Source organism: Archangium violaceum Cb vi76 (assembly GCF_000733295.1).
Taxonomy (GTDB): Bacteria; Myxococcota; Myxococcia; order Myxococcales; family Myxococcaceae; genus Archangium; species Archangium violaceum.
On sequence record NZ_JPMI01000423.1, the window covers coordinates 186,521 to 209,832 of the forward strand.

At 68.2% G+C, this 23,312-nt stretch carries 15 protein-coding genes; 8 read left to right on the top strand and 7 right to left on the bottom strand.

Going from position 1 to position 23,312, the window contains the following annotated elements:
- Window position 1 precedes the first annotated feature (1 nt).
- The 4 genes from Q664_RS50560 to Q664_RS50575 all read left to right on the top strand — a co-directional run bounded on the left by Q664_RS50560 (window position 2) and on the right by Q664_RS50575 (window position 5,720).
- Entirely contained in the window at window positions 2-2,284 is a 2,283-nt protein-coding gene (locus Q664_RS50560; protein WP_043414453.1) for a TOMM precursor leader peptide-binding protein, read from the top strand.
- A gap of 46 nt (window positions 2,285-2,330) precedes the next feature.
- Entirely contained in the window at window positions 2,331-3,761 is a 1,431-nt protein-coding gene (locus tag Q664_RS50565; RefSeq protein ID WP_043414457.1) for a SagB/ThcOx family dehydrogenase, read from the top strand.
- A 325-nt stretch (window positions 3,762-4,086) separates the two neighbouring features.
- Window positions 4,087-4,422, top strand: coding sequence for a hypothetical protein (locus tag Q664_RS50570; protein WP_043414461.1), 336 nt, complete (start codon window positions 4,087-4,089; stop codon window positions 4,420-4,422).
- Window positions 4,423-4,616: 194 nt separating this feature from the next.
- Window positions 4,617-5,720: a Kelch repeat-containing protein gene (locus Q664_RS50575; protein WP_160174680.1), complete on the top strand. Its 1,104-nt coding sequence runs from the start codon at window positions 4,617-4,619 to the stop codon at window positions 5,718-5,720.
- A 23-nt stretch (window positions 5,721-5,743) separates the two neighbouring features.
- Here Q664_RS50575 and Q664_RS50580 read toward each other — a convergent pair whose 3' ends face one another.
- Entirely contained in the window at window positions 5,744-11,410 is a 5,667-nt protein-coding gene (locus Q664_RS50580; protein WP_043414599.1) for an ATP-binding sensor histidine kinase, read from the bottom strand.
- Window positions 11,411-11,638: 228 nt separating this feature from the next.
- Here Q664_RS50580 and Q664_RS50585 point away from each other — a divergent pair, with 228 nt between their 5' ends.
- Window positions 11,639-13,360: a C1 family peptidase gene (locus Q664_RS50585; protein WP_043414463.1), complete on the top strand. Its 1,722-nt coding sequence runs from the start codon at window positions 11,639-11,641 to the stop codon at window positions 13,358-13,360.
- 198 nt (window positions 13,361-13,558) lie between these two features.
- Here the strand turns inward: Q664_RS50585 and Q664_RS50590 are convergent, their stop codons facing one another.
- From Q664_RS50590 to Q664_RS50605, 4 genes are all read right to left on the bottom strand, one after another.
- Window positions 13,559-14,407 (bottom strand): HNH endonuclease family protein, encoded by an 849-nt coding sequence (locus Q664_RS50590; protein WP_043414468.1) that lies wholly within the window; start codon window positions 14,405-14,407, stop codon window positions 13,559-13,561.
- A complete protein-coding gene (locus Q664_RS50595; protein WP_043414470.1) occupies window positions 14,404-15,714 on the bottom strand; it encodes an AAA family ATPase in 1,311 nt (436 codons plus the stop codon). Before Q664_RS50595 ends, Q664_RS50590 begins: the two co-directional genes overlap by 4 nt.
- Window positions 15,715-16,117: 403 nt before the next feature.
- On the bottom strand, window positions 16,118-16,813 hold the full coding sequence (locus tag Q664_RS50600; RefSeq protein WP_043414474.1) for a pirin family protein: 696 nt from the start codon (window positions 16,811-16,813) through the stop codon (window positions 16,118-16,120).
- Between the two features lie 116 nt (window positions 16,814-16,929).
- Window positions 16,930-17,478 (bottom strand): YceI family protein, encoded by a 549-nt coding sequence (locus tag Q664_RS50605; RefSeq protein WP_043414476.1) that lies wholly within the window; start codon window positions 17,476-17,478, stop codon window positions 16,930-16,932.
- A gap of 300 nt (window positions 17,479-17,778) precedes the next feature.
- Between Q664_RS50605 and Q664_RS50610 the strand changes: the two genes are divergently transcribed.
- Window positions 17,779-18,180, top strand: coding sequence for a spore germination protein GerW family protein (locus Q664_RS50610; RefSeq protein ID WP_043414480.1), 402 nt, complete (start codon window positions 17,779-17,781; stop codon window positions 18,178-18,180).
- An 18-nt stretch (window positions 18,181-18,198) separates the two neighbouring features.
- On the opposite strand, the gene Q664_RS50615 is transcribed toward Q664_RS50610, so the two are convergent.
- The gene (locus Q664_RS50615; RefSeq protein WP_152622843.1) at window positions 18,199-21,498 is read right to left on the bottom strand and encodes an RCC1 domain-containing protein; all 3,300 of its coding nucleotides are present in this window, start codon (window positions 21,496-21,498) and stop codon (window positions 18,199-18,201) included.
- A gap of 326 nt (window positions 21,499-21,824) precedes the next feature.
- Between Q664_RS50615 and Q664_RS50620 the strand changes: the two genes are divergently transcribed.
- On the top strand, window positions 21,825-22,202 hold the full coding sequence (locus Q664_RS50620) for a peptide chain release factor family protein (RefSeq protein WP_043414484.1): 378 nt from the start codon (window positions 21,825-21,827) through the stop codon (window positions 22,200-22,202).
- Window positions 22,199-22,627, top strand: coding sequence for an HD domain-containing protein (locus Q664_RS50625; RefSeq protein ID WP_043414604.1), 429 nt, complete (start codon window positions 22,199-22,201; stop codon window positions 22,625-22,627). Before Q664_RS50620 ends, Q664_RS50625 begins: the two co-directional genes overlap by 4 nt.
- A gap of 21 nt (window positions 22,628-22,648) precedes the next feature.
- Here the strand turns inward: Q664_RS50625 and Q664_RS50630 are convergent, their stop codons facing one another.
- Window positions 22,649-23,266, bottom strand: coding sequence for a DUF2378 family protein (locus Q664_RS50630; RefSeq protein WP_043414486.1), 618 nt, complete (start codon window positions 23,264-23,266; stop codon window positions 22,649-22,651).
- Window positions 23,267-23,312 lie beyond the last annotated feature (46 nt).

Here is a 23,312-nt window from a genome sequence, read left to right on the forward strand (position 1 = left end):
CATGTCGAATCGACCAACACTCAAGAGCTGCTACGACGCACACGTCGTGGACGAGCACCATGTCCTCCTGCTCGCCAGGAATGGCACGGAGTTGCTCACGGGCCGGGCGTATGCCTCTGTCATTCCACTGCTCGACGGCACCCGGAGCGTGGACGAGCTCCTGGACTTGCTCGCGCATCGGGTGCCGGCCGCCGAGATCTTCTTCGTGCTGGCCCGGCTCGAGAACATGGGCTTCATCCGGACGGCGCCTCCCGCGACCACACCCGCGGTTGCCGCCTTCCTGGAGACGCTCGGCACGGATGCCGACGTGGGTGCACGGCGCCTGCGCGGCGCGCACGTGCCCATTCACTCGCTTGATCCATCAGCACCACGGGAATTATTGATTTCGGCGCTGTCCAGCCTCGATATCCACGCCTGGCCAGCCAACGACGCAGTCGCGCTCACCCAGGAGCGCGGGCTCCCGGTGATCCTCGTCGACGATTATCTGAACCCCGGGCTGGAGGCCTACAATCGCGGCTTCCTCGCCCGCCAGACGCCGTTCGTGTTGGCCAAACTGCACGGCCCGAGCGCCTGGCTCGGTCCGGTGTTCCGCCCCGGGCACACGGGCTGCTGGCAGTGCCTGGCCGCACGCCTGCGGCAGAATCGCGTCATCGAGACATACCTCGAGCGCCTCCATCAGCGGCCCCTCCCCCGTCCTTATCCGCAGGCCACCGTGCCCCCGGTCGCGGCCGCCGCGGCCCATCTGCTCGCCACCGAGATCGTCAAGTGGCTCGCCCTCGATGGAAACTGCGCGCTCGATGGCAGCCTGATCTCCCTCGACTTCACCACCCTCACCACCGAGCGCCACGCCCTCGTACGCCGGCCCCAATGCATCGCCTGTGGTGGCGGCGAATCCTGGCGCGCCCGAGCCCCCGTCCCCCTGCGGCCACGCAGCCAGCCCAAGGCCTTTACCCAGGACGGCGGATACCGGGCCTGCGCTCCCGAGGTCACCCTGGCCAGGCACGCCCACCAGGTCAGCCCGATCACCGGTGTCATCGCCACACTGCACGCCGCCTCATTCGCCGATCCATCGATCGCTCCCGTCTACATCTCGGGTCAGAACACGGCCATGATGAGCGACTCGCTGTCGCTCTTGCGCACCAACTTTCGCGGACAGTGCAGTGGCAAGGGAAAGACCGATACACAGGCCAAGGCGAGCGCGCTGTGCGAGGCCATCGAGCGGCACTCAGGCGTGTTCCAGGGAGACGAGATCCGCGTCCGCCACAGCTACCGCGAGCTGGGCGGGCGAGCCATCCACCCCAATACAGCCATGTGCTTCAGTGACTCGCAATACGCCACGCGCGAGGCCTGGAACGCGAAGCAGCTCAAGATGAATCACGTTGTCCCGGCACCATTCGATGAAAACGCCACCCTGGAGTGGTGCCCGCTGTGGTCCCTGACCGAGGAGACCTTCAAGTATCTGCCGGCCTCGTACTGTTACTACGGCTACCCCGAGCCCGCCCGTTCAATGCCGTGCCTGGCGGACTCCAACGGCTGTGCGGCCGGCAACTGCATCGAGGAAGCCATCCTCCAGGGATTCATGGAGCTGGTCGAGCGCGATAGCGTTTCCCTGTGGTGGTACAACCGTGTCCGGCGCCCGCGAGTGGATCTCGACTCCTTCGACGAGCCGTACTTCGCCGAGCTGAGGACCTACTATCGCTCGCTCGGACGCGAGCTGTGGGTGTTGGATCTCACCACGGATCTCGGCATCCCGGCGTTCGCCGCCATCTCCGCCAACACGCACGCACATCCGCAAGCGATCACCCTGGGATTCGGTGCACACCTGTCGCCCAGGCTGGGCATCCTCCGAGCCATCACCGAGGCCAACCAGTTCCTGCCCCTGGTTCTCGAGCGAGACCGTGCGCCGGACAAGGCCCGCCCGAATGAGGACGAGGTCGACGCGTGGCTCCGGGACGCCACCCTCGACGCGCACGACTACCTCGTACCGGCCGCGGACCTCCCGCCTGTCCGTGCGGCCGACCATCCCACCGAGCACCGCGGCGATCTGCGCGACGACGTCGAGGCCTGTGTGCGCATGGCAGCCAGGCACGGGCTGGAGACGCTGGTCCTGGACCAGACGCGACCGGACATAGGCATGCACGTCGTCAAGGTCGTGGTGCCCGGGCTCCGGCACTTCTGGCGGCGGCTCGGTCCGGGCAGGCTTTACGATGTGCCCGTCAAGCTCGGCTGGTTGCAGCGCCCGCGCCTCGAGCATGAGCTCAACCCTGTCTCGATCTTCTTTTGATCGCTCCCATGGAGTCATGACACCCGTCACCAGGAGATCCGGAGCATTGCTCAAGCTGTTCCTTGGCCCCGGCGTTTCGGTCGTCGAGCTGGCCGAGCAGCAGCTCGCGATTCGTGGAGCAGGCTGGCAATTCGTGCTGCGCCAGGCGTCTCGCGGGCTGGGTCATGCAGTGCGCGCGCTGGCGGGCGCGGGCGCGACCCGGGAGGAGCTGGCTGATCAACTCCTCGAGCACGACGGCCCCGCGGAGCTCGCGCGGCTGTATTACCACCTCGATGAGTGGCGCTCCTCCGGCGTGCTCGGAGCCGTGGCCGCCAGCTCCACGGGCGCGCTCGCCACCCTCGCGCCACTCCCGGTACCCAACCCATCGGGCCCACTCCAGACAGGAGAGCCGGCCCCGGACATCCCCTATATCCTGTCTCCATTCGCGTATCTCAGGCGCGTGGATGACGAGCTGATGGTCGAGAGCTCGACGACCGGCGCACGCATCCTCCTCCACGATCCGCGCGCGCGGCTCCTGTGCATGGCGCTGGTCTCGGCGCACACACGCGAGGCATTGCCGCACGCGGCGTGCGGCCTGTCGCGCGACGAGGCCGACGACCTGTGCGCGGTCCTGCACCAGGCGCGAATGCTGGTCCCGGCCCGGCCAACAGGTCAGCCCCAGGACGAGCACGAAGAGCCGCTCGCGAGGTGGCAGTTCCACGATCTCCTGTTTCATACCCGGAGCCGCATGGGCCGGCACGCGGGAGGATATGGCGGCACCTTCAGGGGCGCGGCGCCCGTCCAGCCGGCGCCTGCGCTCAAGGCGCCCATGTCCTCGACCGCGGTGGACCTCTACCGGCCGGAGCTCGAGCGCCTGTGCGCTGAAGACATCTCATTCACGCGGGTGCTCGAGGACCGTCGATCCCGCCGCGAGTACGGCACGACCCCGCTCACCGAGCAGGAACTCGGCGCCTTTCTCTATCGCGTCGCGCGCGAACGGGCCACCGCCGCCGGCGAGAACGGGGTCTCGAGCGATCGCCCGTATCCCAGCGGTGGCGCCAGCTACGAGCTCGAGCTCTATCTCAGCGTTGCCTCGTGCGGACAGCTCGCGGCCGGGCTGTATCACTATCATGCGGGCGAGCATCGACTGTATTACCTCTCGCCCATGACGCCCGACGTGCGCGCATTGCTCGAGGACGCCGCCCGCGCGCTCGGCCGCCATGAACCGCCACACGTCCTGATAACCCTCGCGGCGCGGTTCCCGCGCGTCTTCTGGAAGTACGAGTCCATGGGTTACGCCCTCATCCTCCAGAACGTGGGCGCCCTGTACCAGACCATGTACCTGGTCGCGACCGCCATGGGCCTCGCTCCCTGCGCGCTCGGCGGCGGAAACCCCGACACGTTTGCCCGGGCCTCGGGACTGGGCCGCTTCACCGAGACCTCGGTGGGAGAGTTCGCGCTGGGTTCGCCTCCCCATCCCAGGCCGGCAAGCGGGTGACCCGCTCCCTGGGGGCGGAACCGAATCCAGGGGCGCCGTGTAGGCTGGCCCCATCATAAGTGGTGGAGCTGGCTCCTCACCTACCTGCTGGACTTCAGCAAGGTGGGCGTCATCCCCTCCAGCACCTCCTGCCCCTCGCAGTATCCGCTCGTCCAGATCTACCACGACGACGAGGATCGGAATAACGCCAACAGCCGCTCCGGCTGGCTGGGCGGCATCACCAGCAACAACAACACCCTGTTCCGCTTCTGCAAGGTGGACGGCCGCAACTTCATGCCGCTGGCGTACTCGGGCTCGCAGTACAACTACACCGTCCTCAACCTCAATGGTGCGTCACTTCGACAACGAGGACAGCGCCAACGCCAACTGGGGCTCGGGTCCCACCTTCCCCAACGTCAATGTGCTGGGCCGCAACTGGGTGATGAACTTCTGCGCCTTCACGGCGAACTCGGGCTCCCTCCAGATGACGGGCTTCGCCAACTACGGCTTCAGCTACGGCGTGTTCGCCCCCAGCAACATGCCCGGCCCCATCAGCCTCGGTGGCGGCGCCCTGTACAAGGATGACCAGGGCGGCCTCAACATCAACTTCTGGGTGGGCGGCTCGGACAACACGATGAATGGCGGCGGCAACACCTGGATGGGTCTGGCGCGCGTGAAGTAACACACACGTCCCTTCCCTCTCCGTGAGTCCATGCGCCTCGCGAGCCCCCTCCCGGGTGTGTTCGCGAGGCGCTCTCATTTCCAAGATTCCCATTTCATGAGAGGCCTCGCCCCGAGCGGAATGCGCAGTCCCTCCCGCTACACTGACAACGCTGCCTCCCCCCAGGCCGCATGTCCCCCATAGGGAGGGTACTCATGAAGACAACTCGTTGGTCGTTGCTGTTGGCGGGCCTCGCATCCATCGCCGGTGGATGCGGGCCCGAGGAGCCCGTGCAGGCGCCCCCCGCCGCACTGGAGTCACAGAAATCCGCGATGACCACCGGCACCTGGACGAGCAATGCGTCCTCACTGAACTCGCACCCGGGAGGCCACACCCTCACCCTGCTGCGCGGTCCGGGCGACGTGCTGGTGGCGGATGGCAATGGCGCGGAGGTGTACAACCCGTACACGAACATGTGGCGGCGCACACCGGCCATGACGAGCAGACGCTACCACCACACCGCCACGGAGCTCCCCTCGGGCAAGGTACTGGTGCTCGGTGGCCAGTCCGATAACTGGTATAACCTGCAATCGAGCGCGGAGTTGTACGACCCGGCCACCGACACGTGGAGCCCCACGAGCCCCATGGCCGCGGCCCGTGCCAACCACACCTCCGTGCTGCTCGACTCGGGCAAGGTGCTGGTAATCGGCGGCCACATGCCCATCTACCAGAGCTGGCCCACGACGGAGGTGTATGACCCGGACACGGGCACGTCGAGCATCCCCGGTGGCCAATTCTGGCCCCGAAGTGGCGTCGCCGCGACGGTGCTCTACTCGGGCAAGGTGCTGGTAACCGGTGGCCACCTGTGGTCGACCGACCCGGGGAATAGCTCCTCTGAGGCGAACCTCTACGATCCGGCGACGAACTCGTGGTCCTTCGCCGGCCTCCTGTCGCAGGCTCGCCACGGCCACTTCTCCATCCGGCTCTACTCGGGCCTCGTCCTCATCGTGGGTGGCACCGACGGCGGCAGCACGGTGGAGCTGTACAACCCGTACACCGGGCTGTTCTCCCTGGGTCCTCCCCTCTTCTTCAGCGTGACCCCCTTCTTCTCCGCGACGATGCTCTACACGGGAGAGGTCCTGGTGACGGACGGCCCCGGCAATGCGGCGTTGTATGACCCCTCGACGAACACGTGGACTCGCACGCCGGACAGGACCCATGGACGCGGCGTGCCCTCGGCCACCATGCTCCACACCGGAGAGGTGCTGTTCGTGGGCACCGACATCAACCCCAGCACCGTGGAGCGCTACACGCGCTGAGCCGCATCCCGTGAGCTGACCCGTCAGGGGCCGGGACAGGGCAACTCGACCGTGAAGGTCGCGCCTTGTCCCGGCTGGCTCTCGACCTGGATGTTGCCCCCATGCGCCTCGGCGATCCCCCGGCTGATGTACAGGCCGAGGCCCAACCCACCGTAGTGTCGCTCCGAGACGGCGCGCTCGAAGCGTCCGAAGATTCGCGCACGCTGGCTCGGCTCGATGCCGATTCCGTGATCCGTGACCGTCAAGCGGGCCCTTCCGCCCTGTTTCCCGACCCGGAGCTCGATGGGCCGGCCCGCTCCGAACTTGATGGCATTGGACAGGAGGTTGGCGACGATCTGCCCGAGCCGGGTGCGATCCCACGCCCCCACGGCGCGGGCGTCCTCCTCGATGGAGACAGGACACCGGGCCCGCGTCAGCTCCGGTGCGAAGTGCTCGACCGTCTCGCGGACGACGGCTCCAAGGTCCACGTCCCTGAGCTCCAGGGGGAGCCGCCCCGAGTGGAGCAGCGAGACGTCGAGGAGGGCGCGGTTCAACCTGCCGAGACGTGCGCCCTGCTGCAAGGCGCGCTCGAGCTGCTTCTTCAGGTCCTGTGGCTCGACGATCCGCCCCATCTGGAGAGACCGGAGCAGGGATTGAAGCGCGAGCGTGAGGGAGGTCAGCGGTGTATTGAGCTCGTGCGAGGCCACGGACAGGAACTCGTCCCGCACACGGATGGCCTCCTGGGTCTGACCATGGAGCCGCGCGTTGTCGATGGCGGTCGCGGCGCGGCGAGCCACCTCCTGAGCCAGCTCGAGCTCGGCGTTTCCATAATGGTACCCCGCCTCTCCCGAGACGAGGCTGAGCACCCCGAGCATCTGTCCACGCGCGATGATCGGGACGACCAGCGCGGTGCGGCTCCCCAGCTCCTGGATGAGCCGCTGGTGCCCCGCGTTGTGGGTCATGCGCCGGATGAGCTCATCGGTCAGGTCCGGCAGGACGAGCGGCTGGCGGTTGCGCTGAACGGCCGTTGCCGCGTGGGCTGAATCCTCATGGGGCGGATACTCCCGCCGGAGCTTCTCGATCAAGGGCTCCTTGGATGGATCCACGTGCGACCCGGCCAGGCGGCGGAGCTGCCCGTCCACCATGACGTCAATCACACACCAGTCGGCCATGGAGCGGACACACAACCGGCTGAGCCGCATGAGGGTCTCCTCATAATTGAGCGACTCCGAGAGGAGCTCTCCCGCCTCGGCGAGGAACCTCGAGCGGCGCTCCGCGAGCTCGGCCTTGGCCCGGGCCGACTGCTCCCGGGCGAGCAGCAGCGCGTTCTCCAGGGAGATGGCGGCCTGCGAGGCGAGCAGCTCCAGTGCGGCGAGCCGCTCGTGGGTGAAGGCGCCCGGGACGAGGCGGTTCTCCAGGTACATCAGTCCAACCACCTCGGCCTGCCGGAGGATGGGCAGACACACCAGGGACCTGGGCTTGACGCGGGCCAGGTACGCGTCCGAGGCGTATTTCACGGCCCCGGCGGCGTCGTCGAGAATCACCCGCTCCTTCGTTCTCACCACGTAATGGACGATCGAAACGGGGGCGAGCTCTGGCGAGAGGGGCTGGGAGCGCAACACGTGAGACACCACCCGTCGTCCCTCCACGAGGTTCGCCTCGGCCTCGAGCGAGATGGCTCCATTCCGGCACAGGAGCAGGCAGCCCCGCTGCGCTCCCCCCTGCTCGAGCACGGCCTCGAGCAGCGTGCACAGGAGCTTGTCGAGGATGATCTCCCCCGAGATGCTCTGCGACGCCTTGACCACCGAGAGCAGATCCAACTGCTCGGTGCGAGCGGAGATGGGGGTGGTCAGGGAGTCGAGGGGTTTGTGCTCCACGAGGTGGGGGTGGCGCTGATCGAGCCACCTCACCTTGCCGTCGGCGCCCCAGCGCGCATAGCGGGCGCGGGCCTCGCGCAGGTACGTGTCGGCGAACAGCTCGAACCCACGGGCCCGGTAGAACCGCGACGCGTACTCGTAGGCGAGGGCCTCGTGTTGCACGAGGCCGTTCGTCCGGGCGGACCGGAGGGCCTCCTCGTAGAGCCGCATGGCCTCCTCGCCCTGGCCCGACAGGTGGGCGACCTCCGCGGAGACGAGGGCCTGGGCGCTCTGGAAGGTCGGCGGGTAGTTCTCCGCCCACTCCCGGAGTTGCTCGCGGTGGGCGATGAGCGCGTCCAGGGTTTCCCGCCGCCGCTCGGACGGGAGCCCGGCGCACACCGCCGCCAGTGCCAGGGCGTCATGGAAATGGAAGAGGTAGACGTCGACCAGGGCGAGGCAGGAGCCCAGCAGCTCCCGGCTCCTCCGGCCCGCGGCGAGGGCCGCTTCGTAGTCGCCCGCCATGAGCAGGGCCGAGAGCCGCATCAGGTGATACAGGCCCACCACCGTCTTGTTGCGGTTCCCGGTCAGCCGGGCCTCGAACTCCGCCTCGTGGAAGTGCTCGCCGTCGAAGCTCGAGAGGTGCCGTGTCTCCCCGCGCAGGGCCTGGACGAAACGCTCGACGACGAGGAGCATGTCGTGGGCATCCTGGAACCTGGCCCGGCGGATGAAGTCGAGTCCCCGCTCGACTTCGCGATGAATCTCGGCCAGGGGAGCCCCCCGCGCGAACATCTGGGTGACGATGTGGTGCCAGGCGAAACAGCTCGCCACCAGGTCTCCGTCCTCCTTGCCGACCGTGAAGGCGGCTCGCATGTGCTCCAGGCTCGTCTCGATGGGACGGCTCCAGAACGAGACGGCCCCCATGCACGCGTACACCTTCGCCTTGTAGGCCATGAACTCGGGCCGCTTCACCAGCTCCAGGGCCACGCTGGCGAACCGGTACCCTTCCTCGTACCGGTGATAGGCGTGACACAGGCTCATGCCAAACCAGGCATAGATGGCGGGAGAGGTGGAGGCATTGCCGTAACGCAGGCCGAGGAGTACGGCGTGACAGAGGGTCAGGTTGAGGAGGTGGAGGTCCCAGGAGAATAACGGCACGCGCAGGGTGGACAGGAGGCCCATGGCGGCCTGCACGTCGGAGTCCGTCATGGGGGGCAACGAGAGGATGTCCTCGATCGGCCTGCGTCCGAGGTGACTCCAGACCGAGCGGTAGACCTGCTCCACCTCGCTCTCCGAGGGATGGAGCGGCATCTCGATTCCAAACATCCGCAGCCCCTCGAGCGCGGCCTCGATGGATGCGCCAAGCTCACCCCGGGTGAGCTCGGTGCTGATCTGGAGACAATGGACGGCGGCCTTGTCCGCACGTGTCCGGGCATGCCGCAGGAGCTCGGGGAAGAGACGCTCGGCCTCGTTGAAGTTTCCGCTCAGGAACTCACAATGTGCCCGCTCGAGGAACAGCTCGTAGGCGAGTCCGTACTCGAGCTCCCACGAGCGCCTGTCGAGCATCTCCATTCCCGTGACGAGGTAGCTCACGGCGCTCCGGTAGGCCGCGGAGGCCTTGGCCTTGCGTGCGGCACGCAGGTTCAGCTCCGCGAGATGGGTCCGTTCCCGCGGCTCCGTGACCATGGGCGCGCCCAGGTCGAGCTGGGTGACGACCTCGAAGAGCTGCTCGTCGAACTCCTCCCGAGGAGTGCGCGCCATGAGCAGGCGGCCGATCCGCAGGTGCAGCTCTCGCCGATTTCCTTCGGACAGGAGGGAGTAGGCGGCCTGTTGCACGCGGTCATGCGCGAAGGCATAGACCTCGCGCGAGTAGAGGATGAGCCCCTCCCGGACCGCGTCGATCAAATCATGGCGGGTCTCCTCCTCGGACTTCCCGCCCGCGAGCGCGAGGAGGGACATCTTCCCCTTGCTGCCGATACAGGCCGCTGTCTCCAGGACGTCCCGCACGGGGGTGGGGAGCCCCACGAGCTTGCCGAGCAGGAAGTCGACGACATTGTCCGTGTAGCCCTTCTGGCGGATCCGCTCGAGGTCCCACCGCCAGAGCATGGAGGACTCGTCGAACTCGAGCAGCCGCTCCTCGTGGAGGGTCGTCAGGAATTGGAGGATGAAGAAGGGAGTGCCGCCCGTCTTCTCATGGATGAGGGTGGCCAGCGGGCGGATTCGCTCTGGCTCCGCCTCGCGCACGGCGTCCGCCACGAGTTGAACCACGTGCTCCAGCCGCAGCGGTGTGAGGTGCAATCCATTCACGGCCGCGGAGGTCTTCTTCACCCGCTCGAGCAGCATCGTGAGCGGGTGTGAGGCGGAGAGCTCGTTGTCGCGGGAGGTCCCGATGAGGAGGAGGTGGCGCGTTCCGGGCTCGACGAGGAGCTCCTCGATGAGGCCGAGGCTGCCCGAATCGGCCCACTGAAGGTCGTCGAGGAAGAGGACGATGGGGTGCTCCCGCATCGCGAACACCCCCAGGAACTTCCGGAAGGCTCCGCGGAAGCGCCGCTCCGCCTCGGAAGGTGGAAGCTCGGGAACGGGAGGGAGCTCTCCGAGGAGCAGCTTGAGCGGGGAGAGCACGTCGAGGAGCAGCCTGTTGTTCGGGCCGAGCTCTTCCCAGAGCGCCTGTCTCGTGGCGTTCAGCCGTGTCTCGTCCTGGGCCAGCAAGTCGAGCACGAGCGCCTTGAAGGCCTGGGCCATGGTGGCATACGGGACGTTGCGCGCGTACGGGTCGAACTTGCCCGACAGGAAGTTGCCTCCCGCCCGGACGACGGTCTCCTGGAAGTCGCGCACGAGCGCGGACTTGCCGACTCCGGAGTCTCCCCCCACCAGGACGAGCTCCGGAGTGCCCCCGGACACCACGCGTTCGAAGGCGCCCTGCAAGAGGGCGAGCTCGGCCTCGCGTCCGTAGAGCCGCTGGGGAATCCGGAGCAGGGCGGTGACGTCTCGCTCTCCCAGGGGGAAGGGCGCGATCGTCCCGTGCTCACGCCATTGCACCAGGCATCGCTCCAGATCGTGGGCGAGCCCGCGGGCGCACTGGTAGCGATCGTCCACCGCCTTGGCCAGCAGCTTCATCACGATGAGCGAGAGCGTCTCGGGCACCGTGCGGACGAGCGCCGAGGGGGACGGTGGCGTGCGGGCGATATGCGAGTGCACCCACTCCAGGGGATCCCTGGCGTCGAACGGAAGCCTGCCGGTGAGCAGCTGGTAGTAGATGACGCCGAGCGAGTAGAGATCGGAGCGGTTGTCGATCGCCCGGTTCGTCCGGCCGGTCTGCTCTGGAGACATGTAGGGCAGGGAGCCCTCGATATGACGGGGGCCCCGCGGGGACACGTGCTCGCGGGGAATGCGCGAGGCAATGCCGAAGTCCGTCAGCTTCACCTCCTCCGTGGCGGCGCTGACGAGGATGCTCCGGGGCCTGAGCTCCTTGTGGACGACCTCCCGCCGGTGGAGGTCCGCGACCACCGCCGTGATGCGCAGGGCGAGGGGGAGGAACCGCCCGGCATCCATGGGCGCGCCCAGGAGGTGCTCGAGCGATTCGCCGCCAAAATCCTCCAGGACGAGAACCGGCAGACCCTCGTACGTCTCGAGAGCGAGCGGACGGGTGATACCGCGGACGTCCAGCGCCTCGCCGATCTCGAGCTCATGCTTCAAGCGCTCGAGGTCCTGGGAGCGGTCGCGCTTCGAGTCGATGACCTTGAGGAGGACCGGGTGGTGATCGGCGTTGCGGATCGCGCGAAGCAGGCGTGTTCCATGGCCTTCCCCACCCTGGAGGGTCGCGACGATGGTGTAGGGCAAGGCGTTGGGTATCGTCATGGCCGTCGAGGCCCCATCGGCCATGGAATGGCCGACCCCCGGGCCACTCTCGAAAACTCAAAAAAGCGTACGAACCCCCTCAGACTGGATCAACCCCGAGCCCTGGCGCGCCCTTGTCCGGAGAGGGAGCCAGAGAAGGAGCATCCGCTCAAACATGAATTCATGGATTTCCCTTGTTTTCGGGAGAAGATGAATGTAGGGTCAATCCCTTTCAAGGCAGGGGGGCACATGCAAAGCGCTGGCTGGCACCGGAAGTCGTCGTGGATCGTCCTCACATCCATCTTCATGGGGGTGGTGGGTTGTGAGCCGCCCGAACCGGGGGAGCCACCATCGACGCCGGTCCTCGTGCACCAGTTCCTGCGTCAAGGGAACGCCACGTTCGTCGAGCGCTCGGACGGAGTGCGGACGCCCACGGTCGATGTGTCGTACTTCCGGCCGACCCCGGAGGCCCTCGCCGGCTCCACGCCCGTGACGGAGGCGGGTTTCGGCACGCTCGCGGCCCCCACCAGCTATTCGCTGGCGGCCTGGCAGACGCCCATCCGGAACCAGGCCGATCGCGGCACCTGCGGTGTCTTCTCCTCCGCGGCGGCCATCGAGGCCCGCTACCGGCGCGACTACGGCATCTCCGTGGATCTCTCCGAGCAGTACCTGATGCACCTCGTGAAGAGCACCAGCCTCGATTACCCGCGGACGTACCAATACGAGAATCAGAGCTCGTACTGGTACGGCGCCGGCTCGCACTCCCTGTCGCTCACCCTCTCCTACGCGCTGCCGCTCGAGAGCGAGGTTCCCTACCGGAACCAGGCGGGGATGGATGCCGTGCGGCGCTCCATTCCCGCGGCGGGAGAGCTGATCTGGAGCGGAAACCCGGCGCAGAACCCCACCACCCAGGCGCAGATCGACGCGTTCGAGTACTCGCCCCTGTACATCCCGCTGTCGGCGCGGAACAACGCCCGGTATGGCGTGAGCAGCTACACCCTGCTCGACGGGGCGCAGGCGCGTGACACCGCGCTCATCGAGAACTACATCTCGTCCAACCGGGAAGTGGCCATCGATGTCTCTCTCAACTGGCGCTACAACTCCACCACGGGCATCCACGAGTACGACTCCACGGCGAACGGTGGCGGTCACTCGATGCTGATCATCGGCTACGACCGCTCGCAGCAGTACTTCCTGCTCAAGAACTCCTGGGGCGGCAGCGAGTACGTCAAGGTCAGCTACCAGTTCATCCAGAACGCGTCCTATGGGGCCGCCGTGATCAACAGCGTGAGAGATCCCAACTCGCCGGTGCGTAAGGGGCAGTGGCTGGGCACCTGGGACATGAACCACGATGGGTGGGCCGGGAAGCTGGTGGTCCGGCGCATCCCCCACCCGGCCACCGCCGCCACCCGGCTGGGGAGCTATTACTCCGGCTCGACCGGGCGCAACGTCAATGGCTACCTGGTGGATGACAACCGGGGCATCTACTTCCGGGTGGCCGACACCACGAGCGACACCGCGCCGGGCACGATGACCGGCCAGCTCTTCCAGATGTACATCCACGGGTGGGACCCGCAGGACGCCTCTGGCTATGCCTGGGACGCGGGGAACACCCGGTACGGAAGCGTGCTCAAGCGCTCGGGGCTCTCCATCCCCTATGGCAACTCCTTCACCGCGAGCCGTTGGATGGGCACGTGGAACATGAACCACGACGGGTGGCGCGGCCAGTTGCAACTCACGAGCTACAGCACCAGTGGGAGCCTGTGGGGGACGTACACCCCGAATGGCGGAACACCCGTCAATGTGACGGGGACGTTCGACACCGCGCGCCCCACCACCGCGACCTTCGCCGTCCACAACTCCGGCGGGGCGCAGTATTTCTACGTGCACCACTTCGGCTGGTCTCAGAGCTTCTTCGCCGGATGGACGTACTGGAACGGGTACCCCTACGGCGTGCAGGGAAGCAAGTAACAGAGACCTTGAGGTGAGGAGACATTCACAGAACGCTGCCTCCCGAACTCCAGGAGGGACGCTCCATGAAACGGCTCCTCATCCGGGGCGGCGCGGCGATCGCCCTGGCGGCCGCCCTGTCCGCCCCCGCCGCCTTCGCCCACGAACCGCGCCGCGCTGGCGAAATCGTTTCCGAAACCGGAACCGCCACGGCGAGCGCTACCCCGCAGCGCCCGGGAGCGGCTCCCAGGACAGCGCCTCGGGCGCCTCGGCGAAGAGCGGCTTCAACGCGGGGACCTTCTCGTGGCGTCGCTTCATCTCGACCCACACGGAGGGGTGGCTGACTCGCAGGAGCGCATCCCGCAGCAGCACGAGGCGCGCGGTGGGCGCACCGGCGCGCTTCTCCTCGCAATACTCGCGCAGCCTCGCGCGATACCCATCAAAAGCTTGTGCGCGGGCCGTTGGAAGGGGGGAACGGTTGAGTCCGAGCACCTCCAGTGTGTACTTCGCTCGGGCGGCGTCGCGCGTCCCGCTCTTCGCCGTCACGACGAAGTGGAAGGTGTTGAGGATGTCGAGCGTCAGCCACCGCGTCGCATCGTCCTCGCGCGGGTCGAAAAGCACCGGCTTTCCCGCGGCCGGCTTCTTGAGCCTGGGCGCGGGCTGGCCCTTCTTGCGCTTCGGGTGGGCGAGCGGCGTGGGGCTACGGCTCGCGCCGACGAAGACCGCGAACTGGTTGTTCTTCGGGCCGTTGCAGGGACCACACGCGTAGCAGTAGTTCTTCCAGGCGAAGACGCGCTCCGGATACAGGTCCTTCGGCCAGATGTGCTCGACCTCGTCGGCCACCGAGTCCTCGCAGTAGGAACAGCGGCGCGCGCCGGAACACATCTTCGTGAGGACCGCCTTCACGCTCGTGAAGGTCGCGCTCTTCTTCGTGTTGTACCGGGAGAAGAGCCGCCTGGCCTCCGCGACCCGGGCGGTGTAGCTGCGATGGGCGAGAACCTCGGCCTGATACTCGTCCAGCGTCTTCGCGACCTTCGTGTCGAGGCGCAGCCGGGGCAGCTGGATCATGACCGCGGCACCCGCGGCTTCGACACGTATGCGACTGTCGGAGAGGAGCGCCTGAGTTCCTCCTGCCGAGCCAGCTCCTTCTTCGTCAGTCCGTCCGTCAGTTCCTTGGCGTTCAGGGCCGCGAGCTCGTCGACACGCTCCTGCGACGTGCGCGAGCGGGTCGTCCGCAGCCCGAAGGCGCCGGTCCCGTAGGCCTCGAGCACATTGCCGAAAACGAGACGTTCCAGGTCGATGCCGGTGAGAAACCTCGTTTCCTCGTCAGAGCCCGGCACCGCGAGCTTGAACACGGTGCCGAACTCCGCGGCCTGGCAGACGAGCGGGCTGTGCGTCGTGACGATGAACTGGATGTTCGGGAAATGCTTGCAGAACCAAGGGCCAATCTCCCGCTGCCATGTCGGGTGAAGATGTGCATCGACCTCATCGATCATCACGACGCCGGGCCGAGCCACGCTCAGACCCGATTTATCGAAGAGATCGCGATCGGGGTACGCGAGCGAGAGCTGCCGGAGTAACTCGAACGTCATGCTGAGGACGGCGCGATGCCCGTCGCTCAGGTTCTCCGCGGGCACGCGCCCCTTGGATGCATTGCGGAAGACGACCTCCTGCGGCGTGACCTCGTCAATGCGCATCCCGTGGGGAAGAAACCCGGGCTGGTTCACGAACGTGCTCACTTTGTCCACGTTGACTGGCGCAAAGAGCGGCTTCATCCGCCCAACCGGCGTGTACTCGAGCAGTGCGAGATCGCGCAGCCACTTGAGGCCGGAGGTCAATGCCACCGACTCGCCGAAAATCGAGAGGTGGCGAGTCACGCGCGACTGCTCCTCGAGGAGCTTCTCCCAATCCCGGTCACCGCCGGTAAAGCGGCGGAACGGCCCATACGACGCCGCGAACCATCCGCGCGGGCTTCCCCAGACATTCGACTCGGGCGGCGCGCCTCTCGTCTTCCACCGCGTCGACCCAATGACCCGAGGCTTTGGGCGGCGCTGCACGTCGATTCCCACGCGCAGCGGACCCTTCACGGCGGACCGATCGACCGATCGGTCTTCCTTCGGGTCGGCCTCGACCAGCAAGTCGATGTCCGCCGAACCGGTTCCGAAGCGCACCCAGTCGTTCCAATTGAGGCGAAGCATTGGCGCCTCTTCCGGTCCGATGAGCGCGAGCGCCGCCGCCCGCAGGACGGAACTCTTGCCGGCTCCGTTGTCGCCGATGAGCACATGCCACCCGGCCCGCGGAGCATCGGGCGGCAGATCCCAGTCGAGCTCTTCAATGCCGCGGAAGTTCCGGATGGAGATTCGGGTCAGGTACATGAACGACAAGATACCAGCGCATGCGACGACAGCAGTGCCAGGAAACACGCGACGAGCGGCGCTGCCCGGCCGGGCGTCTCGCCATAAGGCAACACCGCATACAGGGGGGCACTTCCCTCACGCGGGAGAGAAGGTGGGACTGGGAGGAGAACTCGCCGCCCGAGGCAGCGGCAAGACGGAGCCAGAGAAGAAGCGGACGTCCCGATTGGAGCCGGCAGGGATGCCGCGCCTGGCCTCACCGGCGGCGGTGCGCCGGGGCCGCATTCTCCACCCGCGTGGGCGCCATCGCGTCCACCGGCAGCAACCGGGAGGTGGGTACTTCAACGTGTTCGGCTGGCTTCATGGTGTCTCCTCCACCTGCCTCTACGAATGAACCCACCTCCAGGTTACGCCTCTTCCCGCCTCACGCCAGGTCGAACAGCAGGGCCTCCAGCGGCGCACTCGCCGAGAGCACCAGCCGCGCCTCATCGGTCACGGCCACCCCGTCCCCGGCCTTCACCTCCACGCCGTTGAGCATCCCCGCCCCGCGCGCCACCTGCAGCCACGCGCCCCGGCCCGGCGCCAGCGCGTACTCCGCCGTCTCGCCCTTCCCCAGGAGCGTGCTGTACAGCCGCATGTCCTGGTGCACCTTCAGCGCCCCCTCCTTCCCCTCCGGCGACACCACCAGCCGGAAGCGACCCTGCCGCTCCTCCTTCGTGAAGGCCTTCTGCTCGTAGCTCGGCGTCAGGCCCTGGCGCTCGGGGAGGATCCAGATCTGCAGGAAGTGCAGCTCCTCGCCGCTCCGGTTCATCTCGCTGTGCAGCACGCCCGTGCCCGCCGTCATCCGCTGCAGCTCTCCCGCCTTCAGCACTCCCAGCGTGCCCATGCTGTCCCGGTGCTCGATCTGCCCCGAGAGCACGTACGTGATGATCTCCATGTCCCGGTGCGGGTGCGTCCCGAAGCCACTGCGCGGCGCCACGCGGTCCTCGTTGATGACGCGCAGCGAGCGGAAGCCCATGAAGCTCGGGTCGTAGTAGTCCGCGAACGAGAAGGTGTGGTGGGAATCCAGCCAGCCGTGGTTCGCATGGCCGCGTGCTTCAGAGGGTCGAACGATCAACATAGGGTACTCCTTCTCTCCAGTCTTCTTCGATGCTCGGGATGCCAGGCCCGTCACGCTGGCCAGCAACCCACCCACCACTTCACGCCGGCCCGGGCCCCGGCCAGCCATCCGCCGCCTCACGCCGCCTTCCCCACCGCCGCCGCCTTCACCACCTGCACGTCCAGCTCGATGTCGATGCGCTCGCCCACCAGCACCCCGCCCGTCTCCAGCGCCTTGTTCCACGTCAGCCCGAAGTCCTTGCGGTCGATGCTCGTGCGCGCGCTGAACGCCAGGCGCTCCGTGCCGAACGGATCCGTCACCCGGCCGAGGAACCCGGTCTCGAGCACCACCTCGCGCGTGGTGTCCTTGAGGGTCAGGTCCCCCATCACGGCGTAGCGGTCCTTGCCCACCGCCTGCACGCGCTTGCTGTGGAAGATGACGCGCGGGAAGGCCCCCACGTCGAAGAAGTCCGGCGAGCGCAGGTGGTTGTCCCGGGCCTCCACCTGGGTGTCGATGCTCGCCGCCTCGATCTTCATCTCCGCCTGCGCCTTCAGCAGGTCGCCGTTCGTGAACAGCCTCCCCTCGTAGCGGGTGAAGCGGCCGTGCACCCGCGCCACCACCATGTGCCGCACGGTGAAGCCGATGGAGGTGTGCTGGGGGTCGATGTGCCAGGTCTCGATGGCCATGGGGGTCGTCTCCTTGGGAAGTGCCTCTCTGGCCTTCCTCTAGAGCAACCCGCCTGCCAACACCCAACCCCCTGGAATCACATGAGCCGCCCCCGCCCAACGGGAGCAAGGCTCTCAAAATGAGAGTCCTCGGCTATCATCCGGAGAGCGCCTCTCCGTCCATCCGGGAGCCGCCCGCCCGGCCCTCCGGGGCCTCCCGGGCCACCGGACGGGCGCCGGGCGCGGACCCTCCGCGGGTGCTGGCTCCCTGGCGGGTGCCTACCTCATTCCAGAGAGAGGCTCGAACGCGGAGGTCGCACCATGGACGTCAACGAGGTCATCGACAGGGCCCGCGACGCATTCAGTGTCCGGCGTGTCTACGGAGACCCCATCCAACAGGGCGAGGTGACGGTCATCCCCGCCGCCCGGGTGACGGGAGGCGGCGGGGGAGGCGGCGGCGAAGGCCCCCTGGCCGAGGGAGCCCAGGGGGCGGAGAGCGCCAGTAAGGGCTACGGCAGCGGCTTCGGGTTGAACGCCCGGCCCGCCGGGGCCTTCATCCTGCGCAAGGGGAAGGTGCGCTGGATGCCGGCGGTGGACGTCAACCGCATCATCCTCGGCGCCCAGGTGCTGGTGGGCCTCGTGCTGCTGACGTTCGGCCAGAGGCTCGCCCGCTTCCTGTTCCAAGAGGGCAAGCGCCCACGCCTCAAGCGCCTGGCGCGGTGAGCGTCACTCGGATGGCCGTCACTCCAGGACCATCTCCATCACCCGGAAGCCCGCGGTGCCATCCCCCAGCTGGCCGTACGCGTTGTCGCCCGTGGCGCCGACCTTGCCGTCCGGCTTCAGCACCAGGGAGTGGGAGCCACCCGCGGCAATGGCCGTGACACCCGTGAACTCCAGCATCTGGAGCGCCAGGGGGCTGTCCGTCGTGGTGCCATCCCCGAGCTGACCGAAGGTGTTGGCGCCCCAGGCCCACACCGTCCCATCCCCCAGCAGGGCCAGCGAGTGCGCCTGGCCGGCCGCGATGGCCGTGACGTTCTCGAGGCCCGTCACCCGTACCGGCGCGGCGCTCGCGGAGGAGGTGCCGTCCCCGAGCTGCCCGGAGGTGTTGGCGCCCCAGGCCCACACCGTGCCGTCCTCGCGCAGCGCCAGCGAGTGCCGCCCCCCCGCGGCGAGGGCCGTGATGCCCGTGAGCTCCGGCGAGGGCAGCGGCACCGGAACACCGCTCGAGTAGAGGTTGCCATTGCCGAGCTGGCCGGTGGCGTTGTCCCCCCAGGCCCACACCGTACCGTCCTCGCGCAGCGCCAGCGAGTGGCCGGAGCCGCCCGCGACGGCCTTGACGCCCAGCAGGCCCTGCACCTGCACCGGGGTGGTGCGCGAGGTGGTGGTGCCGTCCCCGAGCTGGCCCGTGGTGTTGCTCCCCCAGGCCCACACGGTGCCATCGACGCGCACCGCCAGGGCATGGCCGGCGCCCGCCCAGAGGGCGATGACGTTGGAGAGTCCCTGCACCTGCATCGGGGTGGTGTGCGAGGTGGTGGTGCCGTCCCCGAGCTGGCCGGAGGTGTTGTCGCCCCAGGCCCACACCGTCCCATCGCAGCGCAGCGCCAGGGAGTAGTCGCCGCCCGCCGACACGGCCTCGACGCAGCGGGGCTCCGCCAGCTGGAAGTAGGACTCACTGAAGGAGACGTCCTCGACGCCGAGCTGCCCGTCGCCGTTGCCGCCCCAGCTCAAGACGAAGCCGTCGGTGCGCGCGTAGAGGGAGTGGCCGGAGCCCGCGGAGAGCCGCGCCGCGCCCGGAGTGCCCCGCATCCGCACGGGGAAGGGGTACGCGCTGGTGGCCCCATTGCCGAGCTGGCCATAGGTGTTGTCGCCCCAGGTCCACACCGTGCCGCCCTCGCGCAGCACGACGGACATCCGGCCACCGGCCGACGGGGCCGTGACGCGCGAGAAGCCCGGCACCCGCACCGGCGTGCTCACGGAGGTGTTGGTCCCCAGGCCGAGCTGGCCCGTCGCGTTGCGTCCCCATGTCCAGAGCTGGCCGTCGGTGCCCTGGGCCAGCACGTGGCTGCCCCGGGAGGAGAGGGCCGAGATGGGGTTGACGAGGGCGGTGACCCGGGCCGCCAGGGAGCGGGCATTCGTGGTGCCATCCCCGAGCTGGCCGTAGAAGTTGTCCCCCCACATCCACACCGTGCCATCCGACTTCAGCGCCGCCGAGTGGAAGGGCCCGGCCTCGATGGCGACGATGTTGGAGAGCCCCTGCACCTGCACGGGGGCACTGCGCGCGGTGGAGGTGCCGTCCCCGAGCTGGCCGTAGGCGTTGTCACCCCAGGCCCACACCGTCCCATCCGACTTCAGCGCCAGCGAGTGGTAGAGGCCGGCGGCCACGTGGGTGACGCCCGAGAGCGACGAGAGCTGCTGGGGCGTGGGGCGCGGGGTGAAGGAGGTGGTGCCGTCGCCGAGCTGGCCGTAGGTGTTGTCGCCCCAGGCCCATACCGAGCCATCCGACTTCCGCGCCAGCGAGTGGTAGCCCCCCGCGGCGAGGGCCGTGGCGCCCGATACCCCCGATACCTCTCCCGGCGTGGCGCGCTTGCCGCCCGAGCCGTCCCCGAGCTGGCCGAACGAGTTGTCACCCCAGGCCCACGCCGTCCCGTCCGACTTCAGCGCCAGCGAGTGGTAGCTGGACACGGAGATGGACGCCACGCCCGACAGCCCCGTCAGCTGTACCGGGAGCGGGCGCTGGGAGAAGGTGCCATCCCCCAGCTGGCCCTGGCCGTTGTCGCCCCAGGCCCACACCGTCCCATCCGGCTTCAGCGCGAGCGCGTGCACGTCCCCCGCCGCCACCGCCGAGATGCCGGAGAGGCTCTGCACCCGCTCCGGCACGGGACGCCAGCCGGCGCTGCCATTGCCCAGCTGGCCGAAGGAGTTGGAGCCCCAGGCCTGGACGGAGGCATCACTGCGCCCGACCAGCACGTGGGAGTTGCCACAGGCAATCGCCTGGACATTGACGCCGGACACCAGCACGGGGAGGCGCAGCGGGCCGGCGAGGTTCTGGCCCGCCTGGCCCTGGCTGTTGTCCCCCCACATCAGCACGGAGCCGTCGATGTGCTGGGCCATGACGTGGTGCGTCCCACTGGCGACGGACACGATGCCCGTCAGGCCGTGCACCTGCACCGGCGTGAGCGACGGCGCCGTCCCCTCGTCTCCGAGCTGGCCCCGGGAGTTGTCCCCCCAGGCCCACACCGTGCGATCGTCGCGCGCCGCCACGGAATGGGCGCCGCCTCCGGCGATGGAAACGATCTCCGTGAGGCCGGTCACCCGCACCGGCGTGGTGCGCGAGGTGGTGGTGCCATCCCCGAGCTGGCCCGAGGCGTTGTTGCCCCAGAGCCATACCGTGCCGTCCTCGAGCAGGGCCAGCGAGTGCGTGTCCCCGGCCGCGATGGCCGAGACTCCCGTCAGCCCCGACACCTGCGTCGGGACGTTGCGGCTGCTCGTCGTGCCGTCCCCCAGCTGGCCCTGGGCGTTGTTCCCCCACGCCCACACGGTGCCATCCGTCTTCAACGCCAGCGAGTGCAGGTTGCCGGCGGCGATGGCCTCGACGTCCGTGAGCCCCGGCACTTCCACGGGGCTCGTGCGCTGCGTGGTGGTGCCATCCCCCAACTGCCCCTCCCCATTGCCACCCCACGCCCACACCCGGCCCGTGTCACTCATGGCCAACGAGTGGTTGTTGCCAGCCGCCACGGCCATCATCCCCGTGAGGCCCACCACCCGCACCGGATTCAGCCGCTGGCTGGTGGTGCCATCCCCCAGCTGCCCCTGGGCGTTGTTGCCCCAGCTCCACACCGTGCCCGTCGGCAACACGTACAGCGAGTGCCCCAACCCCCCCGCCAGGCGGTAGGGCAGGCCTTGCACGCTGAGGATGGACGCACGGCGATGGGCCCGCGCCCCTTCATCCTCTCCCTCCCTCTCCCCACATCCCACCACCAGCGAGGCCATGGCCAGGAGGAGCGTCACCGGCAGGCTCCTCGACAAGGTGCTCCCCATCATGCATCCCTCTCGTTCATGCCTCGGCAACGACGGATGCGAGGCAAGGCTTGCGTTACCCACACACAGCCCCCCCGTGCTCAACCCGGGGCATGGAGCCCCAGGTCCTGACTCCGTCAGTCAGGCGCTGAGCACACCCATATGCAGACAACCCTGACTTATAAGCAACTGGGTGACACACGACTCTCCAGGTGTCCCCTGCATCCCAGGGGGTTCCCGCATAGCTGGAATGACGCGCCATCCCACCGGGAGCGACGTCAGACCCCCCTGTTCCGCTCCGTCAGGCGCGGTTGCAGCAGACACCCCGTACGACCAGGTTGGGCCCTCTCATGACCGTCGAACCCTCCCGCCGCCAGGCCGCGCTGGAAGCGCTCGCCCTGGATGACGACGCACTGCTCCGCACCTGCGAGGTGGAGTTCTTCATCGCCTCCGGCCCGGGCGGCCAGCACCGCAACACCACCGCCAGTGGTGTGCGCCTGACCCACCCGCCCACCGGGCTGTCCGTCACCGGCACCGAGCGCCGCAGCCAGTCACAGAACAAGGGCGCCGCGCTCGAGCGCCTGCGCGAGGGCCTCCAGGCCCTCACCTACGTGCCCAAGAAGCGCCACAAGACGAAGCCCACCAAGGGCTCCCAGCGGCGTCGTCTGGACACCAAGAAGCGCGAGGGCGAGAAGAAGGCCCAGCGCAGCAAGAAGGTGCAGTGGTGAGCGCCCCCACGCTGGAGGACGCCATCGCCCTGGCCGTGGAGGCCCACCGGGGCCAGCGCGACAAGTCCGGGAAGGCATACATCCTCCACCCCCTGCGGGTGATGATGCGCCTGGAGACGGACACGGAGCGCATGGTGGCCATCCTCCACGACGTGGTGGAGGACACCCCCTGGACGCTGGAGCGGCTGCGCGGGCTCGGCTACCCCGAGGAGGTGCTGGGCGCGCTGGACTGCCTGACGAAGCGCGAGGGCGAGACGTACGAGGCCTTCATCGAGCGCATCCTCCCCCACCCGCTCGCGCGCCGCGTGAAGCGGGCGGACCTGGAGGACAACATGGACGTGCGGCGGCTGCTGGCCCTCACGGACAGGGACGCGGAGCGGCTGGCCCGCTACCGCGCCGCCTGGGCCCGGCTCCAGGAGGGGTGAGCCCTCGAGACGCGAGGCGGCCTACCAGGAGACCTCGAGCGCGATGCTCAGGTCTCCCGTCTTGCGCGCGCTGATGTTCACGTTCTTCACGCCCAGCCGCTTGGCGATCGCCTGCGCCCCACCCACATGGTAGGCGAGCGGCATGAAGGTGACCTCGATGGTGAGCACGCCCCGGTTGGCTCCCGGCCAGGTCAGCGCGGGCTTCCCGTACGTGGTCAACACCCAGTAGAGCGTCTGCAGGGCGATCATGAACTGCTGGGGCGTGCTCCCCGCCTGCTGCAGCGCCGTGCGCCCCACCGGCGTCTCCATGTAGCTGGAGCCCGCCTTGAAGCCAATCTGCCGGAGCACTTCCTCGTAGCTGCCCAGCTTGCCGCTCATGGAGCGGGCCGCGGCGGAGAGCAACAGCAGGAGCGAGCGCGTGGGGTAGTTGAAGAACTCCACGAAGGACTTCTCGCCGCTGGCCGCCAGGCAGCGCTGCACCACGTCCTCGTCCCCGCCGAGCTCCCGCACCACCCGCAACAGGGAGGAGAACAGGAAGCCCCGCGTGGTGTGCTGAGGCGTCGCCAGGCCCAACCGATGCTGAAGATCCTGCTCCGCGTCCTGCGCGGTGTCGTTGCCCGGATTCAACTCAGTACCCATGCCGTGTTTCCAGCGGCCTCCGGCTCCGTGAGCGCAGCCGCGGCCC